The following is an 18,738-nucleotide window of genomic DNA, read 5'->3' as shown; positions in this document are numbered from 1 at the left end:
GTCAGAATTAGAGCAAGAGCTAGGCATCACACCGTTTTGATAACTCCCATTCCCCTATCCAATATTAAAATTATAGGTGGGGGAATTTTAAATGACTATGTGGGGGAATTTTCAGTTGACAATTACATTGATTAGTATTTAGCCTAAGGAAAGGTAAAGTAAAGCACTATGTGATGCTTTTACACCACATAGTGCTTTACTTAGGCTAGTGTCTCAAGCTACTAGTTTCCCAGATTTAGCGTATTTGATATACCCTTGCTTCATATGGTTGAAGGACGAAGGAGCGCATGTCTTCACCTTTTTCAACAGGATAATTCGCTAACCGTAATAGGGCATTTGCGCTATCAATCGTTTCGGGTAGCTGAAAGGTCGTTTCTTCAGGAAATAGATTAACAATGACGAGCATTGTTTCATCGCCAAGTGTTCGAGTATATGCATAGATACTTTCGTCTGACTCTAAAATTAAGTCGTAGCTACCGTAGATGAGGACATCTTCTTGCTTGCGAAGCCTTATCATCTCTTTATAGTAATGGTAGACGGAATTGGGGTCTTGCAATTCCTTCTCGACATTGATTTCATTGTAATTTGGGTTGACCTTTAGCCAAGGTGTTCCGGTTGTAAAACCAGCTTGATTGGAATCATTCCACTGCATCGGCGTTCTGGAATTATCACGACCATTTTTCCAGATTACCGGCATAATTTCATCGTGAGATTTGCCTTCCTCACGCTCGTTTTCATATAAATTTTTAATTGCAACATCATTATAGTCCTCAATTCGATCAAATCGGACATTAGTCATGCCTATTTCTTGTCCTTGATAAATAAACGGCGTCCCTTGCATGAAAAAGTATAACGTAGCTAGTGCTTTCGCTGACTCTTCACGTAATTGTTCATCATTTCCCCAGGTTGACACAGAGCGCGGTTGATCATGATTTTCTAGAAATAACGCATTCCAGCCGACACCATCTAGACTTTTTTGCCATTTCGTTAATATGCGTTTTAACGCGTCGATGTCAATTCTACCGCTGGCACTTTTGCCCCATAACCCTAAATGTTCAAATTGAAAAATCATATTAAATGTCCCGTTTTCTTCACCGACCCATTCATCTGCCTCCTCAACCGTAACACCATTCGCCTCACCAACCGTCATGATATCATACTTTGAGAAAGTTTCGTTTTTTAGCTCGGTGAGAAATGTTTGAATTCCACGTCGATTCATATGTCCCTTAAATGATGGCACATATTTTTTCTTTTTCGGATTTGGCAAATCAGGAAAGCCCGGAGTTTTTTTAATGTGTGAAATCGCATCGACTCGGAAGCCATCAATCCCTTTATCCAACCACCAATTAATCATCTTATATAATTCTTTACGAACTTCTTCGTTTTCCCAATTTAAATCCGGCTGTTTTTTTGAAAAAACGTGCATATAATACTCAGCAGTATGCTCATCATATTCCCAAGCAGAGCCACCAAAAATAGATTCCCAGTTGTTTGGTTCCTCGCCATTTTTACCAGGATGCCAAATATAATAATCCCGATACGGGTTGTCTTTGGAAGAACGAGATTCGATAAACCAAGGATGTTCATCAGATGTATGATTAATGACCAAATCGAGGATCAACTTCATACCACGTTGATGCACTTTGGCAAGTAACTCTTCAAAATCCTCCATCGTGCCAAAATCGGCCATTATGTCCTTATAATCACTTATGTCATAGCCGTTGTCATCATTAGGTGATTCAAAAATTGGACAAATCCAAATGACGTCAATGCCTAATTCTTGGATGTAATCTAATTTCTGGATAACACCTTGAATATCACCAATGCCATCCCCGTTTGCATCCATAAAACTGCGCGGATAAATTTGATAGGCGACCGCTTCCTTCCACCATATTTTTTTCATGAAAATCCCCCTAGTTTCACACTTGTTTATTTATTTTTTGTCTACTGCTGAATTTCTTTCGATAATTGTATACGGTACAATGATACGTTTGGCTGGTTCTAGTTTATTTTTCACCTTTTCAATTAGACATTTCGTCGCCTGAACACCTAATTCATAAATATGAATGTCAACGGTTGTAAGTGGCGGCATCGTTAATTGAGAAAGATAGATATTATTAAAGCTAACAATGGAAATATCATCTGGTACCTTAAGACCAAATTCGTCAAGCATCGTAATCACGCCAAAAGCCATTAAATCATCAACGATTACGACCCCTGTTGGCGGCTCCGTTAAAGACATCAACTTGTGCACCGCTTCTTGCCCACCTGACTTAAGGAATTCCTCATGGATATGGTATTCCTCTTTCACAGGCAAATTAGCTTCTTCTAATGCAAGGTGATATCCCTGCATCCGGTCAAGAGTAACGACTAAGTCTCTGTCTCCACCAATAAACCCAATACGCTCGTGGCCTAAATCTATTAAATAATTCGTTATCGTTTTTGCCGCCGTGATATTGTCGTTATCGATATGGGTAATCGCATCAATTTGATGATAAGGCTTCCCGATCACCACAAACGGAAAGTTATTTTCAATTAGATAGTCATGCAGGCGGTCATTGACCCGGGAATACAACAAAACAACCCCGTCGACACGATTACCATGGACCATCCGCTTCACGCCTTCATAGATTTCTTCTTCTGTTATTCCAGTCGAAATATAGATAGAATAATCTTGTTCGTGAGCAATCCCACTAATCCCTCGTAACACTTCAGGGAAGAAGGGGTTTTGTAAAGCCTTGTCACTGGATGGCAAAACAACACCAATCGCTTGTGTTGATTTATTTGCCAGACTTCGGGCATGGATATTCGGATGATATCCAAGATCTTTCATCGCTTTTCGTACCCGTTTTTTTGTTGCCTCACTTATTCTAGGATTATTTGATATCACACGAGATACAGTCGAAGCAGCGACCCCAGCCTGTTTTGCGACGTCCTTAATTGTTATTCCCATCCAACTTTCATCCTCTTCACCGATTTTTTACTACCCTCGTCTATTGTACTATTTTTAGAAGCAAAGAAATATCGTCACTTCTTTTTTCTTCGCATCAGGAGTAACACCGCGATGATGACAACAACAAAAGCCCCTATCCCGCCATATAACAAGCCAAGTTGCTTTTCCTCTTTTTCAACTGTGAATATGGCAGCGGCTTGACCGCTGATTGAAAATGATTCACCTTTGGCAACCGTTTGGTCCTGCAGCAATCCCGTTAAGACGTAGCCTGCTTCAACGTCGGGAAAATCAACCGTTTGCTCGTCCTTACTATTATTTATCACGACATAGATTGTTTCCTCAGCGTTGATCCGTTTGAAAACTGCTAACCCTTCTTTAGTTGCTGTAACCTTTTCCATATCCCCTTCTGTTAAAACTGGATAATCTTTTCTAATTTGCGATAGTGTTTTAATGTATTGTTGGAGTTCGCCATTGCTTTGATCAAATTCCATCATCCGTCTGTTGTCTGGATCATTGCCACCTTTCATCGCAATTTCAGACCCTTGATAAATAATTGGAATACCTGGTGCAGTGTACATATACGTTAACGCAAGCCTCCACTGTGTCACCGAATCATCATCCTTGTTTACAAGACTAGCAAACCGTGGATTATCATGATTATCGATAAAATTGCCTAATATTTTTGGATTTTGATAAAATGCTTTATTTCGGTTCCATACAGCAAACAACTCATCTAAGCTTTGATTAGATTGACGAAACACGTTGGTTGCTTCTTCATAAAAAGGATAGTCAACAAAACTATCAATCCCCGTTGTTTCATAAGCAGCAATATAGCGCGGGTCCTTGTTCCAAACTTCCCCAATTAAGAAAAAGTCCTCATCTATGCTTTTGACATAAGTAGAAAACTCAGACCAGAAGTCTTTTGGTACGTGCTTTACCGTGTCCAATCGGAACCCATCGATCCCTGTTTCCTCAATCCAAAACCGTGCTGCATCAAACAAATAGTTGCGAACCTCTTCGTTTTCTGTATTTAAATCAGGAAGTCCCGCTAACCAACCATTTTCTAATTGATCAGGACTTTCTCCCATCATCTTCTTCTCAGGATGGAACCAATCTTGCTTGTCAGGATCGTCTAACCACGGGGAATTATAGCCAGTATGATTGGCAACAAAGTCAAACAATACTTTTATTCCCCGTTTATGTGCTTCATCCACCAACTTTTTCGCATCTTCAAGCGTTCCAAAGTTCTTATTTACTTTCTTGAAATCTGTTATCCAATAGCCGTGATAACCACCCTCGGAATTTTCCATAATTGGCGTTATCCAGATAGTAGTAAAGCCCATGTCCTTGATATAATCAAGCTTCTCGATTACTCCGGCTAAGTCGCCACCTTGGTAGGCACGAGGGTCTTCTGGATTGACGTTGTAATCATTTGCTCGGTTCCCGTTATTAAAGCGGTCAACCATAATGAAATAAATACTTTCATCCTGCCACTCTTCAGCTGTTGTTGCCGTTACTTCTATTGCGTTTCCTATTAAAAAGAAAACGAGCAAACTAGGCAAGATTATTTTTTTTACCATGCAGAAACTCCTTGTAAATATTAATTTTCTGTAATTCGTTATCCCTTTGTTGCCCCTGAAGTTAGACCAGAAATTAAATATCTTTGTAAAAATAAAAAGACGACAGCAATCGGGACAGCAATTAAAATAGCACCGGCAGCAAATCTGGTGAAATTAGTAGAGAACTGCTGATTAATAAAGTTAAATAAACCTAATGCTAGCGTGTACTTTTCAGGACTACTTAACACAATTCGCGGTAACAAAAAGTCCATGAACGGTGCCATGAAATTAAACAAAGCGACAACCGCTAGGATCGGTTTGGCTAAAGGAAGCATAATCTGAAAGAACACTTTAAAGTGGCCAGCACCATCAATTCGAGCAGCTTCATCTAATTCACGCGGAATCGTATCGAAATAGCCTTTTACTAACCAAGCATTAAACGGGATTTGTCCACCGATATAAATAAGGACTAGTCCGTATAAAGAATCAAGCAAACCAACTAGGTTTAACAGGATATACAAAGCAACCATTCCCATTAAGGCCGGAAACATTTGTAAAAGTAAAAAGGCGTACAAACCGTACCTTCTCCCAACAAACTGGTAACGTGAAAAAGCATAAGCAATTAACGCAGTTAGAAATACAGAGACGACTGAGTTCGTCACTGCAACAACTAGGCTATTTTTATACCAAATCAAGTAGTCACTGTCAGGACTTGTGAACAACCACTTGTAATGTTCAAATGACCAGTTTTCAGGAATCATTTGTGAGGAATACATATTCGTCCCAGGATTTAACGAAATACCAACCGTCCAAATTAATGGATAAGCAATAATAATCGCCATCAGAACGAAAAAGAGATAAATGAAAGCAACCTCTATATTCGATTTTGTTTTCCGTGTCATTATAGATTCCCCTCCTCTTTAAAGGATGCTGTTTTTCTAAATTGATAGAACGCAAATGCGGACACAATTACTCCCATGATAATTGTAATGGCGGCGGCCATATTGTAATTATTCGTGTCAAATGTCAACTTATAGACCCATGAAATTAAAATGTCAGTTCCGCCGGCATTTTGCCCACGCACTGCAGGTCCGCCTTCATTAAATAGATAGATAATGTTGAAATTGTTAAAGTTTCCGGCATACTGCATAATCAACAATGGTGCTGTCGCAAATAACACGAACGGAAATGTGATGTTTTTAAACTTTTGAAATCTACTTGCCCCATCAATATCGGCTGCCTCATACATATCTCCAGGTATACTTTGTAGGACACCTGTAAAGAGGGCGAAAACAAAAGGAAATCCTAACCATGTTTGGATCAGGATCAATGCCATCTTGGCCCAAAATGGGTCAGACATCCACGGAACAGCTAGCCCGATTGGTCCTAAAATATCACGATTGATTGCGCCAAATTCACTATTAAATAAGGCTGAGAAAATTAAAATAGACACAAACGCTGGCACGGCCCATGGTAAAATTAAAACTGTGCGGATCGTCCGTTTGAATTTTATCCGTTTGTCATTCACAAGCAAGGCCAACAAGAGCCCTAGCGCAATTTGCAATGTTGTTGCCACGACTGTCCAGACAATTGTCCAGGTGAAGACACTAAAGAATGTGTCCTTCCAAATCCCAGATTCCAATAGCTTAGTAAAATTTTCAAACCCAACCCAGTTCAACAAATTTCGCGGTGGTGAGTTATAAAGGTTATAGTCTGTAAAAGCTAATGACACCATGAACAGTAGTGGTAATATTACGACGAAGACGAGCATAAACAGCCCAGGTATAACCAACATATATGGAAAACCTTTGTCATAGGTGTTTTTCATACTGTCCATAAGGGTCGGAATTTTCTCTCCATCCCTTAACTTTTCCGCATCTCTTTTGGCATCAATAATATTGAAAATATAAAGACCGATGGCAAAAGCTAAGACAAGAACCGCAATGATCCCTTGAATAAGTAAAATGATTGAATGATCGACCCGAGGAATCGTTCCGAGTGTGACAATACCCCACAGACCAATATTAATAAAGTCGTACATCGTAATAAGAAATGCAGCTTCCACAATAATGAGAATAGTCCCTTTAATAAATCGACGGTTGTACGATTGTCCTAGTCCTGCAAACAGAATGGACAGAACTATTGCCAACGTAGGGTTATGTTGTTGTGTTTTCTTTCTTTCGTTTTTGTTCATGATGATGATCCCTCCTACCATTAAATTTATAGAAAGACAAGAAAAGCGTAGGTGCCTGATTAGACCCGACAGGCTTAAGACAAAACCTGACGCGGCGCTCTTTGCCACAGCAGGGATTGGCTTATGACCCCGAGGGGCTAGGCAATGGAGTAACCGACTTCTGATTTTTTAGTTTGTGAAAAGAAAGTGGATAGAAAAAGTTCCTATCCACTACCTTTCTACTGACCACTAGCAGCAATATTATCTTTAATCGTACCTACAGCTTCTGTTAATACATCCTCCACATTATCACCTTTTGCAATAAATTGGAGTGCTGCATTCATAGGATCCCAAACTTGTTGCATTTGTGGGATACTTGGCATTGGCTCACCATATGTTGCTTGCTCTGCAAATGCCGAAACAAGTTGATCATCTGCGATAGCGGGATCATCAAGAGCGTCTTTACGTGCTGGCATTTCACCGGCAGTTTTAAAGTAATTCATCGCTTGCTCAGAATTTGTTAAATATTTCATAAAGTCAGTTGCCCACTCTTTATTTTCAGAGTAGTAGGAAAGCATGTATGTTTTCACCCCAACAAAGGACTTTGGATTTTCTCCATTGTCTAATAATGGTAGTGGAGCTGCTCCTAAGCTATCCCCTAATGCCTCTTCATATTCTTTCATCATCCAAGGTCCGTTAATAATTGTTGCAACTTTTCCATCTTTAAACAGTCCATTTTGAATATCTGCTGTGATTTCTTTTGGTAAATAGCCATCGTTAAACCAAGATTGAATTAATTCAGCACCTTTAACAGAACCTTCATTAGCTAAACCAATATCTTGTGGATCGTAAACACCGTTTTCATTGGCAAATACATAACCACCATTACCAGCAAAGTATGGATACATATAATAGAAGTTATTCGCTTCTGCTAAGAAACCATATTCATCATTGGATTTGTTTGTGTACTCAGACATGATAGCGTTTATGTCTTCCATTGTAGCTGGTGCTTCATCACCAACAATGTCCTTGTTGTAGTAAAGAGCGTATGTTTCCACTACGTTCGGCACACCCCAAATTTCCTCATCATATGTTACAGCGTTGATTGCTGTATCTGTATATTGATCAGCAGCATCTCCTAGATTAATAGGATCTGCAAGTCCACGGACAACTAAGTCACCTATACGGTCGTGTGGTTGGTAAAAAATATCTGGTCCGTTACCACTTGGTCCATCTAAGTCTAGTTTTTCAACCATATCAAGCATTGCCATCCCTTTGATTTCAATTTCAATGCCAGTTTCTTCGGTATATTGTTTCGCTGTTGCTTCAATTGCATTTAATTGACTCTCTTGGTCATTCATCCAAACCGTTAACTTTTCTGGTTTATCTGGCATTGCGCCTTCCTCGTTACCTGAATCTGCTGTATTAGCAGAGTCATCTGCTGTATTTGCATCGTTTTCGTTGTTCGTTCCTTCTTCAGAACGTTGCGGTCCACATGCAGCTAATAGACCGATAAGTAATAATGCAAAAAATATTAGTGATAATTTTTTCACTTCTGAGCCCTCCCATAGATAATTTTAGCGCAACCGATTGCGCAAACAAATAAAAAAATAACACGCGATCATCACGGAAGCGGTTGCACTGATTAGCTCATGAAAATTATGACACGGATTATTTGATTTGACAAGTCCCTTTTAAAAATTTAATAAACATATGACTACCCACTTACAATTGACATGATTTACACATTCATCTACTCTAAGTATAAATACAAGTATTACACAGGAATTATTGAGCAATCGGTTGCATTACTTTTATAATGCAACCATTCACTCCAACAAATACGAAAGGATGACAGCCCGATGTTGAAAGAAGCAATCTATCATCGTCCCAAAAACAACTATGCCTATGGATACGATAAGAAAACCTTACACATTCGCCTTCAAACGAAAAAAGAAGATGTAGAAACAGTAAACCTTATTTATGGGGATCCCTATGATTGGCAAGAAGACAAATGGATAAATAAATTGATTCCGATGCAAAAAAGTGGGAGTGACGAGCTTTTTGATTATTGGTTTGGTGTAGTAGAGCCACCCTTTCGTCGGATGCGTTATGGATTTAAAATAAGCTCCGGTAGTGAGGTCATCTATTATACAGAAAGAGGCTTTTTTAAAGAAGCACCAAATGATACAGCCTACTATTATAATTTTCCTTTTTTGAATGAAGCAGATATTTTCGCTGCACCAAAATGGGTCAAGGATACGGTGTGGTATCAAATTTTCCCTGAGCGGTTTGCTAATGGAGACACATCGAATGATCCTGACGGCACACTTCCTTGGGGAAGCGAAGAACCAACGCCAACGAACTTTTTTGGCGGTGATTTCCAAGGCGTTATCGACCACCTCGATCACTTAGTAGATTTAGGTGTCAATGGAATTTATTTCACACCGATATTTAAAGCGCATTCCAACCATAAATATGACACGATTGATTACCTGGAAATTGATCCACAATTCGGAGATAAAGCAACGTTTAAAAAATTGGTTTCAGCCTGTCATAAACGAGGAATCAAAGTGATGCTTGACGCTGTATTTAACCATAGCGGCTTTTATTTTCCACCGTTTCAAGACGTGTTGGAAAATGAAGCAAACTCGCCATATCGGGACTGGTTTCATTTAAGAGAATTTCCAATTAAAACAGAACCCATTCCTAATTATGACACATTTGCTTTTGTCGGCTCGATGCCTAAATTAAACACAGAGAATCAAGAAGTCAAGGACTATTTATTAAAGGTTGCCCGTTACTGGGTAGAGGAATTCGATATCGATGGCTGGCGCCTGGACGTAGCGAACGAAATTGATCATGCATTTTGGCGTGATTTTCGCAAAGTAGTTCGGGAAGTAAAGCCTGATGTCTATATTTTAGGTGAAATTTGGCATGATTCGATGCCATGGTTACAAGGTGATCAATTTGATGCTGTGATGAATTATCCTTTCACAAATGGCGCAATTGAGTTTTTCGCGAAAGAAAATCTTACTGCATCAGCATTTGCTGATACCATTACCAAAGTCATTCATGCCTATCCTAGTAATGTGAACGAGGTTGCTTTCAATTTATTAGATAGCCATGATACACCACGAATTCTAACATTGGCAGACAATAACACAGCAAAAGTAAAGTTGATGTTTCTCTTTCAACTCTCTTATACTGGCTCGCCATGCCTTTACTACGGAGATGAAATTGGCCTAACTGGTGGGCAAGACCCCGGTTGCCGTAAGTGTATGGTATGGGACGAAAAAGAACAAGACCGTGAGTTATTTACATATTTAAAAACGTTAATCACTCTTAGAAAAATGGAACCTGCTTTCGGTACCCATGCTAGCTTTCAGTTTTTGTACACAGATGATGATACTAATACTGTCGTCTACGAAAAACAAACAAATGATCAACGACTCATTTTTATCCTAAATAATAATAATCAAGCGCAAACAATAGACTTAAGTCACTTATCCTTACCAACAGGAACCAACCTACTAACTGGTGAAATCACACACCCTAACAAACCATACTCAATAGAGCCATATGACTTTATCATTGTGAAGGTGTAGAAGCGGCTCTTTTACTATCTGTCTATGAACAGCACTTAATTCTTTATATACACTTAATCACATGGAGATTACATGATGAACAGAGTACATAATATTAAGTTAGATACGTAATTGATTAAGCCGTATTTGGATAAAAGTTCAAAAAGATTATTAAATAATATATTTATTCCGCATATTGCCAATTCATTATGTTATACTGTAAACAACCTTTGAAGCTTTAAACTTTTTTTATTACCTGTACCATCTCCCCTACTCAGAAATTTGAGTAGGGTTTTTTTGTGGAGTTATTTACTTAAGAAGGTAAGAAAAGCGCAGGGCGCCTTGCCCACCCCCGACAAGCTTAAGCAGAAAATCTATGTGTCGCTCTTTGACACAAATATTTTCTGCTTAAGACCTCGAGGGGGTAGGCGCCCGGAGCTAGACAGCTTTTGCTTTTTTTATACTTTCTTATCTTTTAAGAAAAGCTTAGGTGCTGTAGCTGGAGCCGCCCTGCGGTAGTGAATCCGGGAGCATTCGGACTCCCTTGACCGGATTTGGACTTTCCCTGTCCGAATTAAGCACGAATTCGGACTCACTTGACCCGATTTGGACTTTCCCTGTCCGAATTAAGCACGAATTCGGACTCCCTTTACCCGATTTGGACTTTCCCTGTCCGAATTAAGCACGAATTCGGACTCACTTGACCCGATTTGGACTTTCCCTGTCCGAATTGAGCACGAATTCGGACTCACTTGACCCGATTTGGACTTTCCCTGTCCGAATTCATGCACATATCCTGGATTATGCATTTTAAAAATGTCAATTCTTAGAAGGTTCCTTGGCGCTAAGCCTAAGGCAGGCACAAGACAAAACCTGACGCGGCGGTCTTTGCCACAGAAGGGATTGACTTATGACCTCAGGCGGGCTAGGAACGTAGTAGACGGCTCTCGGGGTTTTTTCTTATCTTAAAAACAACAAAAAAACAGGCCCCGTTAAAGAGCCTGTTTCAATAATCGATTTAAAATTATGCACCTTTTTGAACGTTAGCTGCTTGTGGTCCACGGTTACCTTCTTCGATATCGAAAGTTACACTTTGACCTTCTTCAAGTGATTTAAAACCTTCACCTTGGATAGCAGAGAAGTGTACGAATACATCGTCTTGTCCTTCTACTTCGATAAATCCAAAACCTTTGTCTGCGTTAAACCATTTTACTGTACCTTTTTCCATTTTTGTTGCCTCCTAGTGTGTTACCACACATTGTATTACTATTCTTGCCCAAAAGTATCATCAAGACGAAAAGTCCATTTTCATACTATCCTTTACACCGAACAAAAATAATTCTTCTTTATAATAACAGGAAACGGTGAATAATGCAAATCCTAATTCAAAAAAAAATTCAGGCACCACTTATGGACATGTGTCCACAATACAGCCTGACACTTTTTTATCTAGTTAATCGTTCGATTTTATCTAGTTAATCGTTCGACGAGGGCAGAGACATGGATGGCTGTTGTGTTGAATTGCTTTATGGAGGTATCTGTTGGTTTGATTAGCATTGGATGTTCCGTGCATCCTAAGATTAGGCCCTCTATCCCATCCTCTTCTTCCATCCGACATATAATTTCAAGAAAGGTCTCTTTCGTTTCTTCCTTTACAATCCCATTTTCTAATTCGTCCACTGTTTTTTCGTGGATGAGCACTTGGTCTTTTTCGTTTGGAACAATTACATCAATACCTACATCTCGAAAAGGTTTTTTAAAAAAATCGTTTGCCATTGTAAATCGCGTACCAATTAGCCCTACACGATTCAGATTTGCTTGACGGACATCCTTCACCGTTTCCTCCACAATACTTATCAAAGGAAGACGAGTTTGTCGGTTAACTTGATCAAACACAATATGTGGAGTATTTGCTGAGATGGCAGCAAAATCAACACCGCTCGCTTCTAATTCATTAACAGCCTTAGTCAAATAATCACTTAATCCTTGAGTATTATCATCATCAATATACGCAAAAACTTGGTACATATTAATACTATTGATAACAAGATGTGGTAAAACCTTGTTGCTTCCTAGCTTTTCCTGATAGCCACTAATAATAGATTGATAATATTCTACAGTCGATTCAGGACCTAATCCGCCAACCAGACCAATTTTTGCCATAAAAATCCTCCTTCATATAAACGCAAATAGCTAAGAAAAGCGCAAGTCGCGCCTTGGTCACCCCCGACAAGCTTAAGCAGAAATCTATGTGGCGCTCTTTGCAACAAAGATTCTCTGCTTAAGACCTCGAGAGGGTAGGCGCCTGGAGCTAGACAGCTCTTGGGATCTTTTTATACTTATATCTATCCTAATTGTACTACACCCAATTTGAATGGCAATTTATTTGCAAACTGAAATATAGTCCTCAACGTGGCGATCTTTACAACAGAAGGGGATAGGTTTATGATCCAAGGGACTAGGGAGTGGAGTAGATAGACACTGGAGTTTTGATAATTTCCAAGAAAAAGGTCAGGTATTCCTGGTGTGTTTTGTCCACGAATAATACCTGACCCTTTTTCATTTTAAAACGGAGGCGGAATAACCGTCCCCAAGCTCCTGCCCTCATAAATTTTCTGGTAAATGGTGTTTATACATTTCGATGGCATTTGTATTAGTTTGAAGTGTTTGGATTGTTTTATTATTTGGGTTGGCATAAATTGTTGGATAGTCATGTTCATCAAAAGCTGGATTTACTGTGAACGCTAGTTTTTCTTCAGCTAACGAAAATTCTGCTTGGACACCTGGTTTGTTTCCACGTGCATCCAATCTAATCCAGCGGTTTAACGACTGTAGATAAACCCCATTTAATGTATGTAACGAATAACCCTTGTCTGGTGTATCAAAGATCATCAATCGTTGATAGCAAAAGCCAGTCGGGATTTTAACTGCTCTTAATAGAGCAGCTAATAGATTTGATTTTGCGTAGCAGATTCCATGTTTGTATTTTAATACATCTGATGCCTTACACGTAACTCTTGTACCTTGGATATCCCAAGAGTGTGACACTTCATCCCGAACAAACGTAAAAGCCTTCTTCACTTTTTCAACTTCTGTTTGCTCGCTCGAGAATAATTCTTGTACTTTAGCCTCGGTAATCGGATTCGAAAAATTAATCATATCTGTCTCACGTAAATAGTCTGCTAGATTAGTAGATTCCGGTACTAGATTCATGTTCCACCTCCATAGAAAACTCTTATTCCTTTATTCCTGTACCAATACCTGGTAGATTTCTTTAAAACATAACTTTGCATAGAGCTTTAAAACTGGTTTCTTATTATTTTTACATATGCATCTTCTGCTCCGCTGTTCATTTGACATTACGCTCACTAATGAATAATCATGTAATTTTATGTATTATTATACATTGGTTATCTGTTAAATGAAAACCTTTTTTAAAAACACAAAATAAGGGACAGGTGCTATTATCCACCCACAAATAGCGCCTGACCCTTTTTCATTTTAAAACAGAAGCGCATGAAGCGTCCCATGCTCCTATACACCACGCTTATTTCCCCAAATATAGGTATGAAGCTGCGGTAATACTTTCACATTTGTTAGCTCGTTATCTAACATCGATTTATTAATCAACCATTCATATTTCTGTAATAACTCGGAAACAAGTTGTTGATTATCTGTTGTTTGACTATCGTCATTTCCTACTTGTAAGCAAAATGGAATTTCTGGATAGCGTTGATGCACCTTTTTCGCATAGTCGTAATCTTGGTCATCGAAAACAACTACTTTCAAGCTCGTATTTTGCCCCGGGGTTGCTCCTTTTAGATTATTAATAATCCTATCAAGAGCATCAAAGTTAGTATTCATACCAGAGCTAGGTGGTTTAGGTGAAATCGTTAGTTCATCAATGTCCAAGAACCAATCCTGCCATTTACTTCCCTGTGTTTCTAAAGCAACTTTAATATTGTTTGCTTTTAATAAATCGATGAAGTAATGAAGGTTTTTTAATAGTGCAGGATTACCACCAGATATGGTCACAAATGAAAAACCTTCACCACCGATTGATTTAAGTTGTTGCCAAATCTCTTCTGCATCCATTTGTTTGATTAAATCTTTTCCTGAACCGTCCCAGGTAAAGGCAGAATCACACCATGAACAAGAATAGTCACACCCTGCTGTTCGAACAAACATGGTCTTCTGGCCGATAACCATACCTTCTCCTTGAATTGTCGGTCCAAATATTTCCATCACCGGTACTTTACTCAACCTCCATCCACTCCCATCTTACCTCTGCAAAACTAGTAGGTGTTTCATATAAACGAACAAATTCTACTCTTGCATCATTATATTTTTCAGACCGATCATTCAATGACTTACTCATTTTTTCATACATCCAAACAACCATGTTTTCTGCTGATGTATTCATTTTCGGTAACGTTTCGTTAAGATAACGATGATCAAGGTGAATTTCAATGTCCTCTTTCCAGATCTTTTTGATATCACCAAAATCTATCACAAGACCAATTTCATCAACAAACCCACTAATACCAAAGACGACTTTATACGTATGTCCGTGCAGATTCTTACACTTCCCCTCATAACAATGAAGGTGATGGGCTGCATCAAAGGTAAATTCCTTACTTACAAGCACGCGTTTGTTATGATATTTAAGTTCGTTCTTTTTTATATCTCGGTCGATTTTTTGCAGATTTTCAACAATTTTAAAACCAAAGAAGTCAATTCCCACTATTTATCCGCTCCTTGTTGTGAACGAAGGTAGTGATCTAACCCATTCTTTCTTAGCTTACATGCCGGGCATTCACCACAACCATCGCCTATTACACCTTCATAGCATGTTAACGTTTTTTCACGAATATAATCTAGCGCATGTAATTCATCTGCAAGCTTCCATGTATCTGCCTTATCTAACCACATTAATGGCGTATGGATGACAAACTGTTTATCCATTGATAAGTTAATCGAAACATTTAGAGATTTCACGAAAGAATCTCTACAATCTGGGTATCCACTAAAATCTGTTTCACACACACCAGTTATAATGTGCTTTGCATTTACTTGACTTGCTAAAACAGCAGCAAAAGATAGGAAAATCAAGTTTCGTCCGGGAACGAAAGTCGACGGTAACTCTCCATCTTCTCCCTCTTTTATTTCAATATCATCCCTTGTCAATGCATTAGGAGCGAGTTGATTCAAAAGTTGCATATCTAACAAATGATGTTTAACATTTAGTTCTTTTGCAATATTTTTTGCACACTCAATTTCCTGCTTGTGCCTTTGATTATAATTAAAAGTAACTACTTCTACTTCTTTAAATGTTTCCAAAGCCCAAAATAAACATGTAGTACTATCTTGACCTCCACTAAACACAACAATTGCTTTTTCATCCTTTAACACGTAATAAGACTCCCTTCAACGAAAAAAACAGTACCCCAAGACGAAGTACTGCTTCTCCTTAGTTTTTTTAAAGAGGGGTGCTAGAACCTCTGATATTGATTTAATTATAATAGTAACACAAATTCGGACGCATTGGGCTGTTGTTTTGCTTCCTTTACGTAAGTTTATCTGTCGAATATCATATAAAAAGGCGTCAGTCACCATTTATACCTGTTCAAAAGAATATGTAGGAATCAGGAGTTTCATTAACACCAGACCATTTTCCTCTTTCTACCTGTTAATTTAAAGAATCCTTTTATCTTCTAATGCCCAGAGGAAAATGTACCAGCAAGTGAAGATTGGTGTAAACTCAAGAGCTTTATCTATAATAAATTTTAATTATAATCACCTGTAGAAAGATACATAATTGCAAACAAAAATAATGAATTGTGTTATTGTAGCCTTAGTTAATTCAGGGTGTTTTAGAAACACAATAATAAATACAGATATTACATTTATACAAAGGATCCCTGACCATCGGAAGCGATAACAGACTAAGAAAAACAACATAATAGAGGAGTGAGCCTATGCTACGTTATCTTAAGCTTCATTTAAAGAATTTATTCCCTGGATATTTTGCATTAGTAATGGCTACAGGTGCGTTGTCGATTGGATCTTATTTTCTTGGTATGCTATTCCTTGCAAGGCTTTTGTTATACGTGAATGTAGTTGCTTACATTGCTTTATGGGCGCTCACTTTACTACGAATCCATTTCTTTTTCAAAAGAATGCTGGTGGATATCACAAGTCATACTCGAGGACCCGGATTCTTTACGTACGTTGCTGGAACGAGTGTGTTCGGTAGTCAGCTCATTGTCGTTACCAAGCAATACTCCATAGCCGTTTACTTGTGGGTATTTGCGTGCCTACTGTGGTTACTGATTATGTATACTTTCTTCACCGCTGTTACGATTAGAAAAAATAAACCTTCTGTCTCAGAGGGAATTAATGGTGCATGGCTGATAGCGGCTGTCGCAACTCAGTCTATTTCCATCTTAGGGACACTTCTTACTCCGTATGTAGACAATGGAAAAGCTACTCTGCTATTTGTTACATTATGCATGTATTTTCTCGGTTGTATGCTTTATTTAAATATTATTACATTAATATTTTATCGATTTACGTTCTTAAAACTTGAATTCTCCGCGTTAACACCACCCTATTGGATTAATATGGGGGCAGTTGCCATCACAACATTAGCTGGCTCCACCTTAATTTTACATGCAAACAATTGGTCCTTGCTTAGTGAAATTACTCCCTTTTTAAAAGGCTTCACTTTGTTTTTTTGGATCACCGGAACATGGTGGATTCCATTATTATTTATTCTTATGATTTGGAGGCATTTGATCAATCGTTATCCACTTTCCTATGAACCACAGCTATGGGGAATGGTTTTTCCGCTGGCGATGTACACAACAAGTACATTACAATTATCAAAGGCATTAGACTTTGATACATTAATAATCATCCCTAGTTTTATGATTTATATCGCAATTATAGCTTGGTTATGCGTGTTCTCTAGTCTACTTTACCAAATTTGTAAAAACGCATTTCGATATATGTTATGATAATATTGTTAACAAATCTAACCGCCGTGTTAACATTGTTTAAATCAACCGAACGAAACGGGGGAAGTTTATGTATAAGCTCCGGGGCCATCATATTTTTTGTCTTCTAGGTTATCGAGGAATGGGTTATTCCAAGGAATATGTTGAAAATATGACGTACATTCATCAAACGTTGAAAAACAACCCTAAAACAGAGATTAAGTTAATTAAAGGACCCGATCATTTGTGTGAAAAGTACCCCAATTCAGGGGATTATCATTGCGAAAATACCAGTATCTATGAAAGAGATTCTACTATTCTAGAAAAATTGGGACTCAAAATCGGACAGATCCTTACTTGGGAGGATATTGAGTCCCACATCCGAAAATTTAGTGCACCTTCTGACATTAATACTATTTGCGAAACTTGTTCCTGGCGTTCCTATGGCGTGTGTGAGGAAGGGATGCAAGAGATTATAGACAGGAAGGGCTTAAGAGAAATTAAACATTAATTCTCTATGTCCCGTTTATTGAACCCAATAAACCCTATCAGTGTTAAAACAATTGCAACTAAACTTAATAGCAATAACGGCAAAAATGTAACATCCTTAATAGGCATTCGTGGAACGTGACCATATGGCGAAAGGTTACCAACCCAATCAGAGAACTGGAATAATCCTCCTAAATACAACACGACAAAGGAATACAAAACATAAAACCAAATAATGGGTAAAGGCCAATTAACAAGACTGCTAGACTTAGCATAACTAACATAGCTGGATAATAGGAGAATCCAGCACCGAAGATTATTTCTGCCGATAATCCACCTTCGACTACTGTCGTTCCCACCGACCATAGCCCAAAGGCTGCAAGGGCAAGCATGACTAAACCATTCACAACGGAAAGGATAAAGTAGCTTCCTAATAGCTTCGTCCGCGAAATACTTCTACCTAACAGATGAACAATACGTTCCTTTTTCTCCTCCCCATGCAATTTATTGATAGCCATGATTGGAGGCACAGTCGCTAGTAAAGAAATGACAATCATCAGCATCGGGATAAATCGTTCCAACAACGATACCCCATCAACAGGCCGAAGAAACCGCTTCATCGATTCATTATCTGAGAAAAAGGTTTCAAGATCACCTAAAACAGATCCATAGGAGGGCACCTAACACAAACATTCCAATAGCCCATGAAATGATTCCCGTGCGCTGCAGCCTCAAAGCAAACAGCTAGCCCAAGTTTCTGCAGTTTTTGAGAAAAACAGATCAAAAACTGCTTTTTTGCACTCGAAAATATTGATTTTACAACGTTCTAATTTAAAAAACGCAAATGTAGTGACCTAAAATAAATTGAATATTAAAAATAATTGATTTCAACTTTCCCGTCGGGTATAATGAAACTATGTTTATAAGGGAAACGATTACCAAAAATAAAGCGACAAATAAATCATATAAAAAGCACGTT

The 18,738-nt window shown here is 38.5% G+C and carries 16 protein-coding genes; 3 read left to right on the top strand and 13 right to left on the bottom strand.

Annotated features, from left to right (window positions below; all coding sequences use genetic code 11):
• Positions 1-235: 235 nt before the first annotated feature.
• From NC799_RS17180 to NC799_RS17155, 6 genes are all read right to left on the bottom strand, one after another.
• Positions 236-1,903: a glycoside hydrolase family 13 protein gene (locus tag NC799_RS17180; protein ID WP_272447659.1), complete on the bottom strand. Its 1,668-nt coding sequence runs from the start codon at positions 1,901-1,903 to the stop codon at positions 236-238.
• Between the two features lie 30 nt (positions 1,904-1,933).
• Positions 1,934-2,953, bottom strand: coding sequence for a LacI family DNA-binding transcriptional regulator (locus tag NC799_RS17175; protein ID WP_272447658.1), 1,020 nt, complete (start codon positions 2,951-2,953; stop codon positions 1,934-1,936).
• Between the two features lie 74 nt (positions 2,954-3,027).
• On the bottom strand, positions 3,028-4,533 hold the full coding sequence (locus NC799_RS17170) for an alpha-amylase family glycosyl hydrolase (RefSeq protein ID WP_272447656.1): 1,506 nt from the start codon (positions 4,531-4,533) through the stop codon (positions 3,028-3,030).
• Positions 4,534-4,571: 38 nt separating this feature from the next.
• On the bottom strand, positions 4,572-5,414 hold the full coding sequence (locus tag NC799_RS17165) for a sugar ABC transporter permease (RefSeq protein ID WP_272447655.1): 843 nt from the start codon (positions 5,412-5,414) through the stop codon (positions 4,572-4,574).
• On the bottom strand, positions 5,414-6,706 hold the full coding sequence (locus NC799_RS17160; protein WP_272447654.1) for a sugar ABC transporter permease: 1,293 nt from the start codon (positions 6,704-6,706) through the stop codon (positions 5,414-5,416). Before NC799_RS17160 ends, NC799_RS17165 begins: the two co-directional genes overlap by 1 nt.
• A 218-nt stretch (positions 6,707-6,924) precedes the next feature.
• Positions 6,925-8,238 (bottom strand): extracellular solute-binding protein, encoded by a 1,314-nt coding sequence (locus NC799_RS17155; RefSeq protein ID WP_272447653.1) that lies wholly within the window; start codon positions 8,236-8,238, stop codon positions 6,925-6,927.
• A 309-nt stretch (positions 8,239-8,547) separates the two neighbouring features.
• Here NC799_RS17155 and NC799_RS17150 point away from each other — a divergent pair, with 309 nt between their 5' ends.
• A complete protein-coding gene (locus tag NC799_RS17150; RefSeq protein ID WP_272447652.1) occupies positions 8,548-10,293 on the top strand; it encodes an alpha-glycosidase in 1,746 nt (581 codons plus the stop codon).
• A 1,003-nt stretch (positions 10,294-11,296) separates the two neighbouring features.
• On the opposite strand, the gene NC799_RS17145 is transcribed toward NC799_RS17150, so the two are convergent.
• The 6 genes from NC799_RS17145 to queC all read right to left on the bottom strand — a co-directional run bounded on the left by NC799_RS17145 (position 11,297) and on the right by queC (position 15,684).
• The gene (locus tag NC799_RS17145; protein WP_186579735.1) at positions 11,297-11,500 is read right to left on the bottom strand and encodes a cold-shock protein; all 204 of its coding nucleotides are present in this window, start codon (positions 11,498-11,500) and stop codon (positions 11,297-11,299) included.
• Positions 11,501-11,739: 239 nt separating this feature from the next.
• Complete coding sequence (locus tag NC799_RS17140) at positions 11,740-12,435, bottom strand: aspartate/glutamate racemase family protein (protein WP_272447651.1); 696 nt, start codon at positions 12,433-12,435, stop codon at positions 11,740-11,742.
• A 441-nt stretch (positions 12,436-12,876) separates the two neighbouring features.
• Positions 12,877-13,485: a transglutaminase-like domain-containing protein gene (locus NC799_RS17135; RefSeq protein ID WP_272447650.1), complete on the bottom strand. Its 609-nt coding sequence runs from the start codon at positions 13,483-13,485 to the stop codon at positions 12,877-12,879.
• Between the two features lie 321 nt (positions 13,486-13,806).
• Positions 13,807-14,535, bottom strand: a complete 729-nt coding sequence (queE, locus tag NC799_RS17130; protein WP_272447649.1) for a 7-carboxy-7-deazaguanine synthase QueE — start codon at positions 14,533-14,535, stop codon at positions 13,807-13,809.
• Complete coding sequence (queD, locus tag NC799_RS17125) at positions 14,528-15,010, bottom strand: 6-carboxytetrahydropterin synthase QueD (protein WP_272447660.1); 483 nt, start codon at positions 15,008-15,010, stop codon at positions 14,528-14,530. Before queD ends, queE begins: the two co-directional genes overlap by 8 nt.
• A 5-nt stretch (positions 15,011-15,015) precedes the next feature.
• Positions 15,016-15,684: a 7-cyano-7-deazaguanine synthase QueC gene (queC, locus tag NC799_RS17120; protein ID WP_272447648.1), complete on the bottom strand. Its 669-nt coding sequence runs from the start codon at positions 15,682-15,684 to the stop codon at positions 15,016-15,018.
• A gap of 566 nt (positions 15,685-16,250) precedes the next feature.
• On the opposite strand from queC, the gene NC799_RS17115 reads away from it, so the two are divergent.
• Together NC799_RS17115 and NC799_RS17110 are read left to right on the top strand one after the other, a co-directional pair.
• The gene (locus NC799_RS17115) at positions 16,251-17,291 is read left to right on the top strand and encodes a tellurite resistance/C4-dicarboxylate transporter family protein (RefSeq protein WP_272447647.1); all 1,041 of its coding nucleotides are present in this window, start codon (positions 16,251-16,253) and stop codon (positions 17,289-17,291) included.
• Positions 17,292-17,361: 70 nt separating this feature from the next.
• The gene (locus tag NC799_RS17110; RefSeq protein ID WP_272447646.1) at positions 17,362-17,781 is read left to right on the top strand and encodes a DUF1284 domain-containing protein; all 420 of its coding nucleotides are present in this window, start codon (positions 17,362-17,364) and stop codon (positions 17,779-17,781) included.
• A gap of 169 nt (positions 17,782-17,950) precedes the next feature.
• Here the strand turns inward: NC799_RS17110 and NC799_RS17105 are convergent, their stop codons facing one another.
• The gene (locus NC799_RS17105) at positions 17,951-18,439 is read right to left on the bottom strand and encodes a hypothetical protein (RefSeq protein ID WP_272447645.1); all 489 of its coding nucleotides are present in this window, start codon (positions 18,437-18,439) and stop codon (positions 17,951-17,953) included.
• Positions 18,440-18,738 lie beyond the last annotated feature (299 nt).

The sequence above is a fragment of the Aquibacillus salsiterrae genome (assembly GCF_028416595.1).
In the GTDB taxonomy this organism is placed as follows: Bacteria; Bacillota; Bacilli; order Bacillales; family Amphibacillaceae; genus Aquibacillus_A; species Aquibacillus_A salsiterrae.
Note: the sequence above shows the minus strand (reverse complement) of the source record. Positions and strands in the feature narration are given on the sequence as shown.

Coding starts and splice junctions, on each gene's coding strand:
- NC799_RS17180 (WP_272447659.1), bottom strand. CDS start 1,903: ATGAAAAAAATATGGTGGAAGGAAGCGGTCGCCTATCAAATTTATCCG.
- NC799_RS17175 (WP_272447658.1), bottom strand. CDS start 2,953: ATGGGAATAACAATTAAGGACGTCGCAAAACAGGCTGGGGTCGCTGCT.
- NC799_RS17170 (WP_272447656.1), bottom strand. CDS start 4,533: ATGGTAAAAAAAATAATCTTGCCTAGTTTGCTCGTTTTCTTTTTAATA.
- NC799_RS17165 (WP_272447655.1), bottom strand. CDS start 5,414: ATGACACGGAAAACAAAATCGAATATAGAGGTTGCTTTCATTTATCTC.
- NC799_RS17160 (WP_272447654.1), bottom strand. CDS start 6,706: ATGAACAAAAACGAAAGAAAGAAAACACAACAACATAACCCTACGTTG.
- NC799_RS17150 (WP_272447652.1), top strand. CDS start 8,548: ATGTTGAAAGAAGCAATCTATCATCGTCCCAAAAACAACTATGCCTAT.
- NC799_RS17145 (WP_186579735.1), bottom strand. CDS start 11,500: ATGGAAAAAGGTACAGTAAAATGGTTTAACGCAGACAAAGGTTTTGGA.
- NC799_RS17140 (WP_272447651.1), bottom strand. CDS start 12,435: ATGGCAAAAATTGGTCTGGTTGGCGGATTAGGTCCTGAATCGACTGTA.
- NC799_RS17135 (WP_272447650.1), bottom strand. CDS start 13,485: ATGAATCTAGTACCGGAATCTACTAATCTAGCAGACTATTTACGTGAG.
- NC799_RS17115 (WP_272447647.1), top strand. CDS start 16,251: ATGCTACGTTATCTTAAGCTTCATTTAAAGAATTTATTCCCTGGATAT.
- NC799_RS17110 (WP_272447646.1), top strand. CDS start 17,362: ATGTATAAGCTCCGGGGCCATCATATTTTTTGTCTTCTAGGTTATCGA.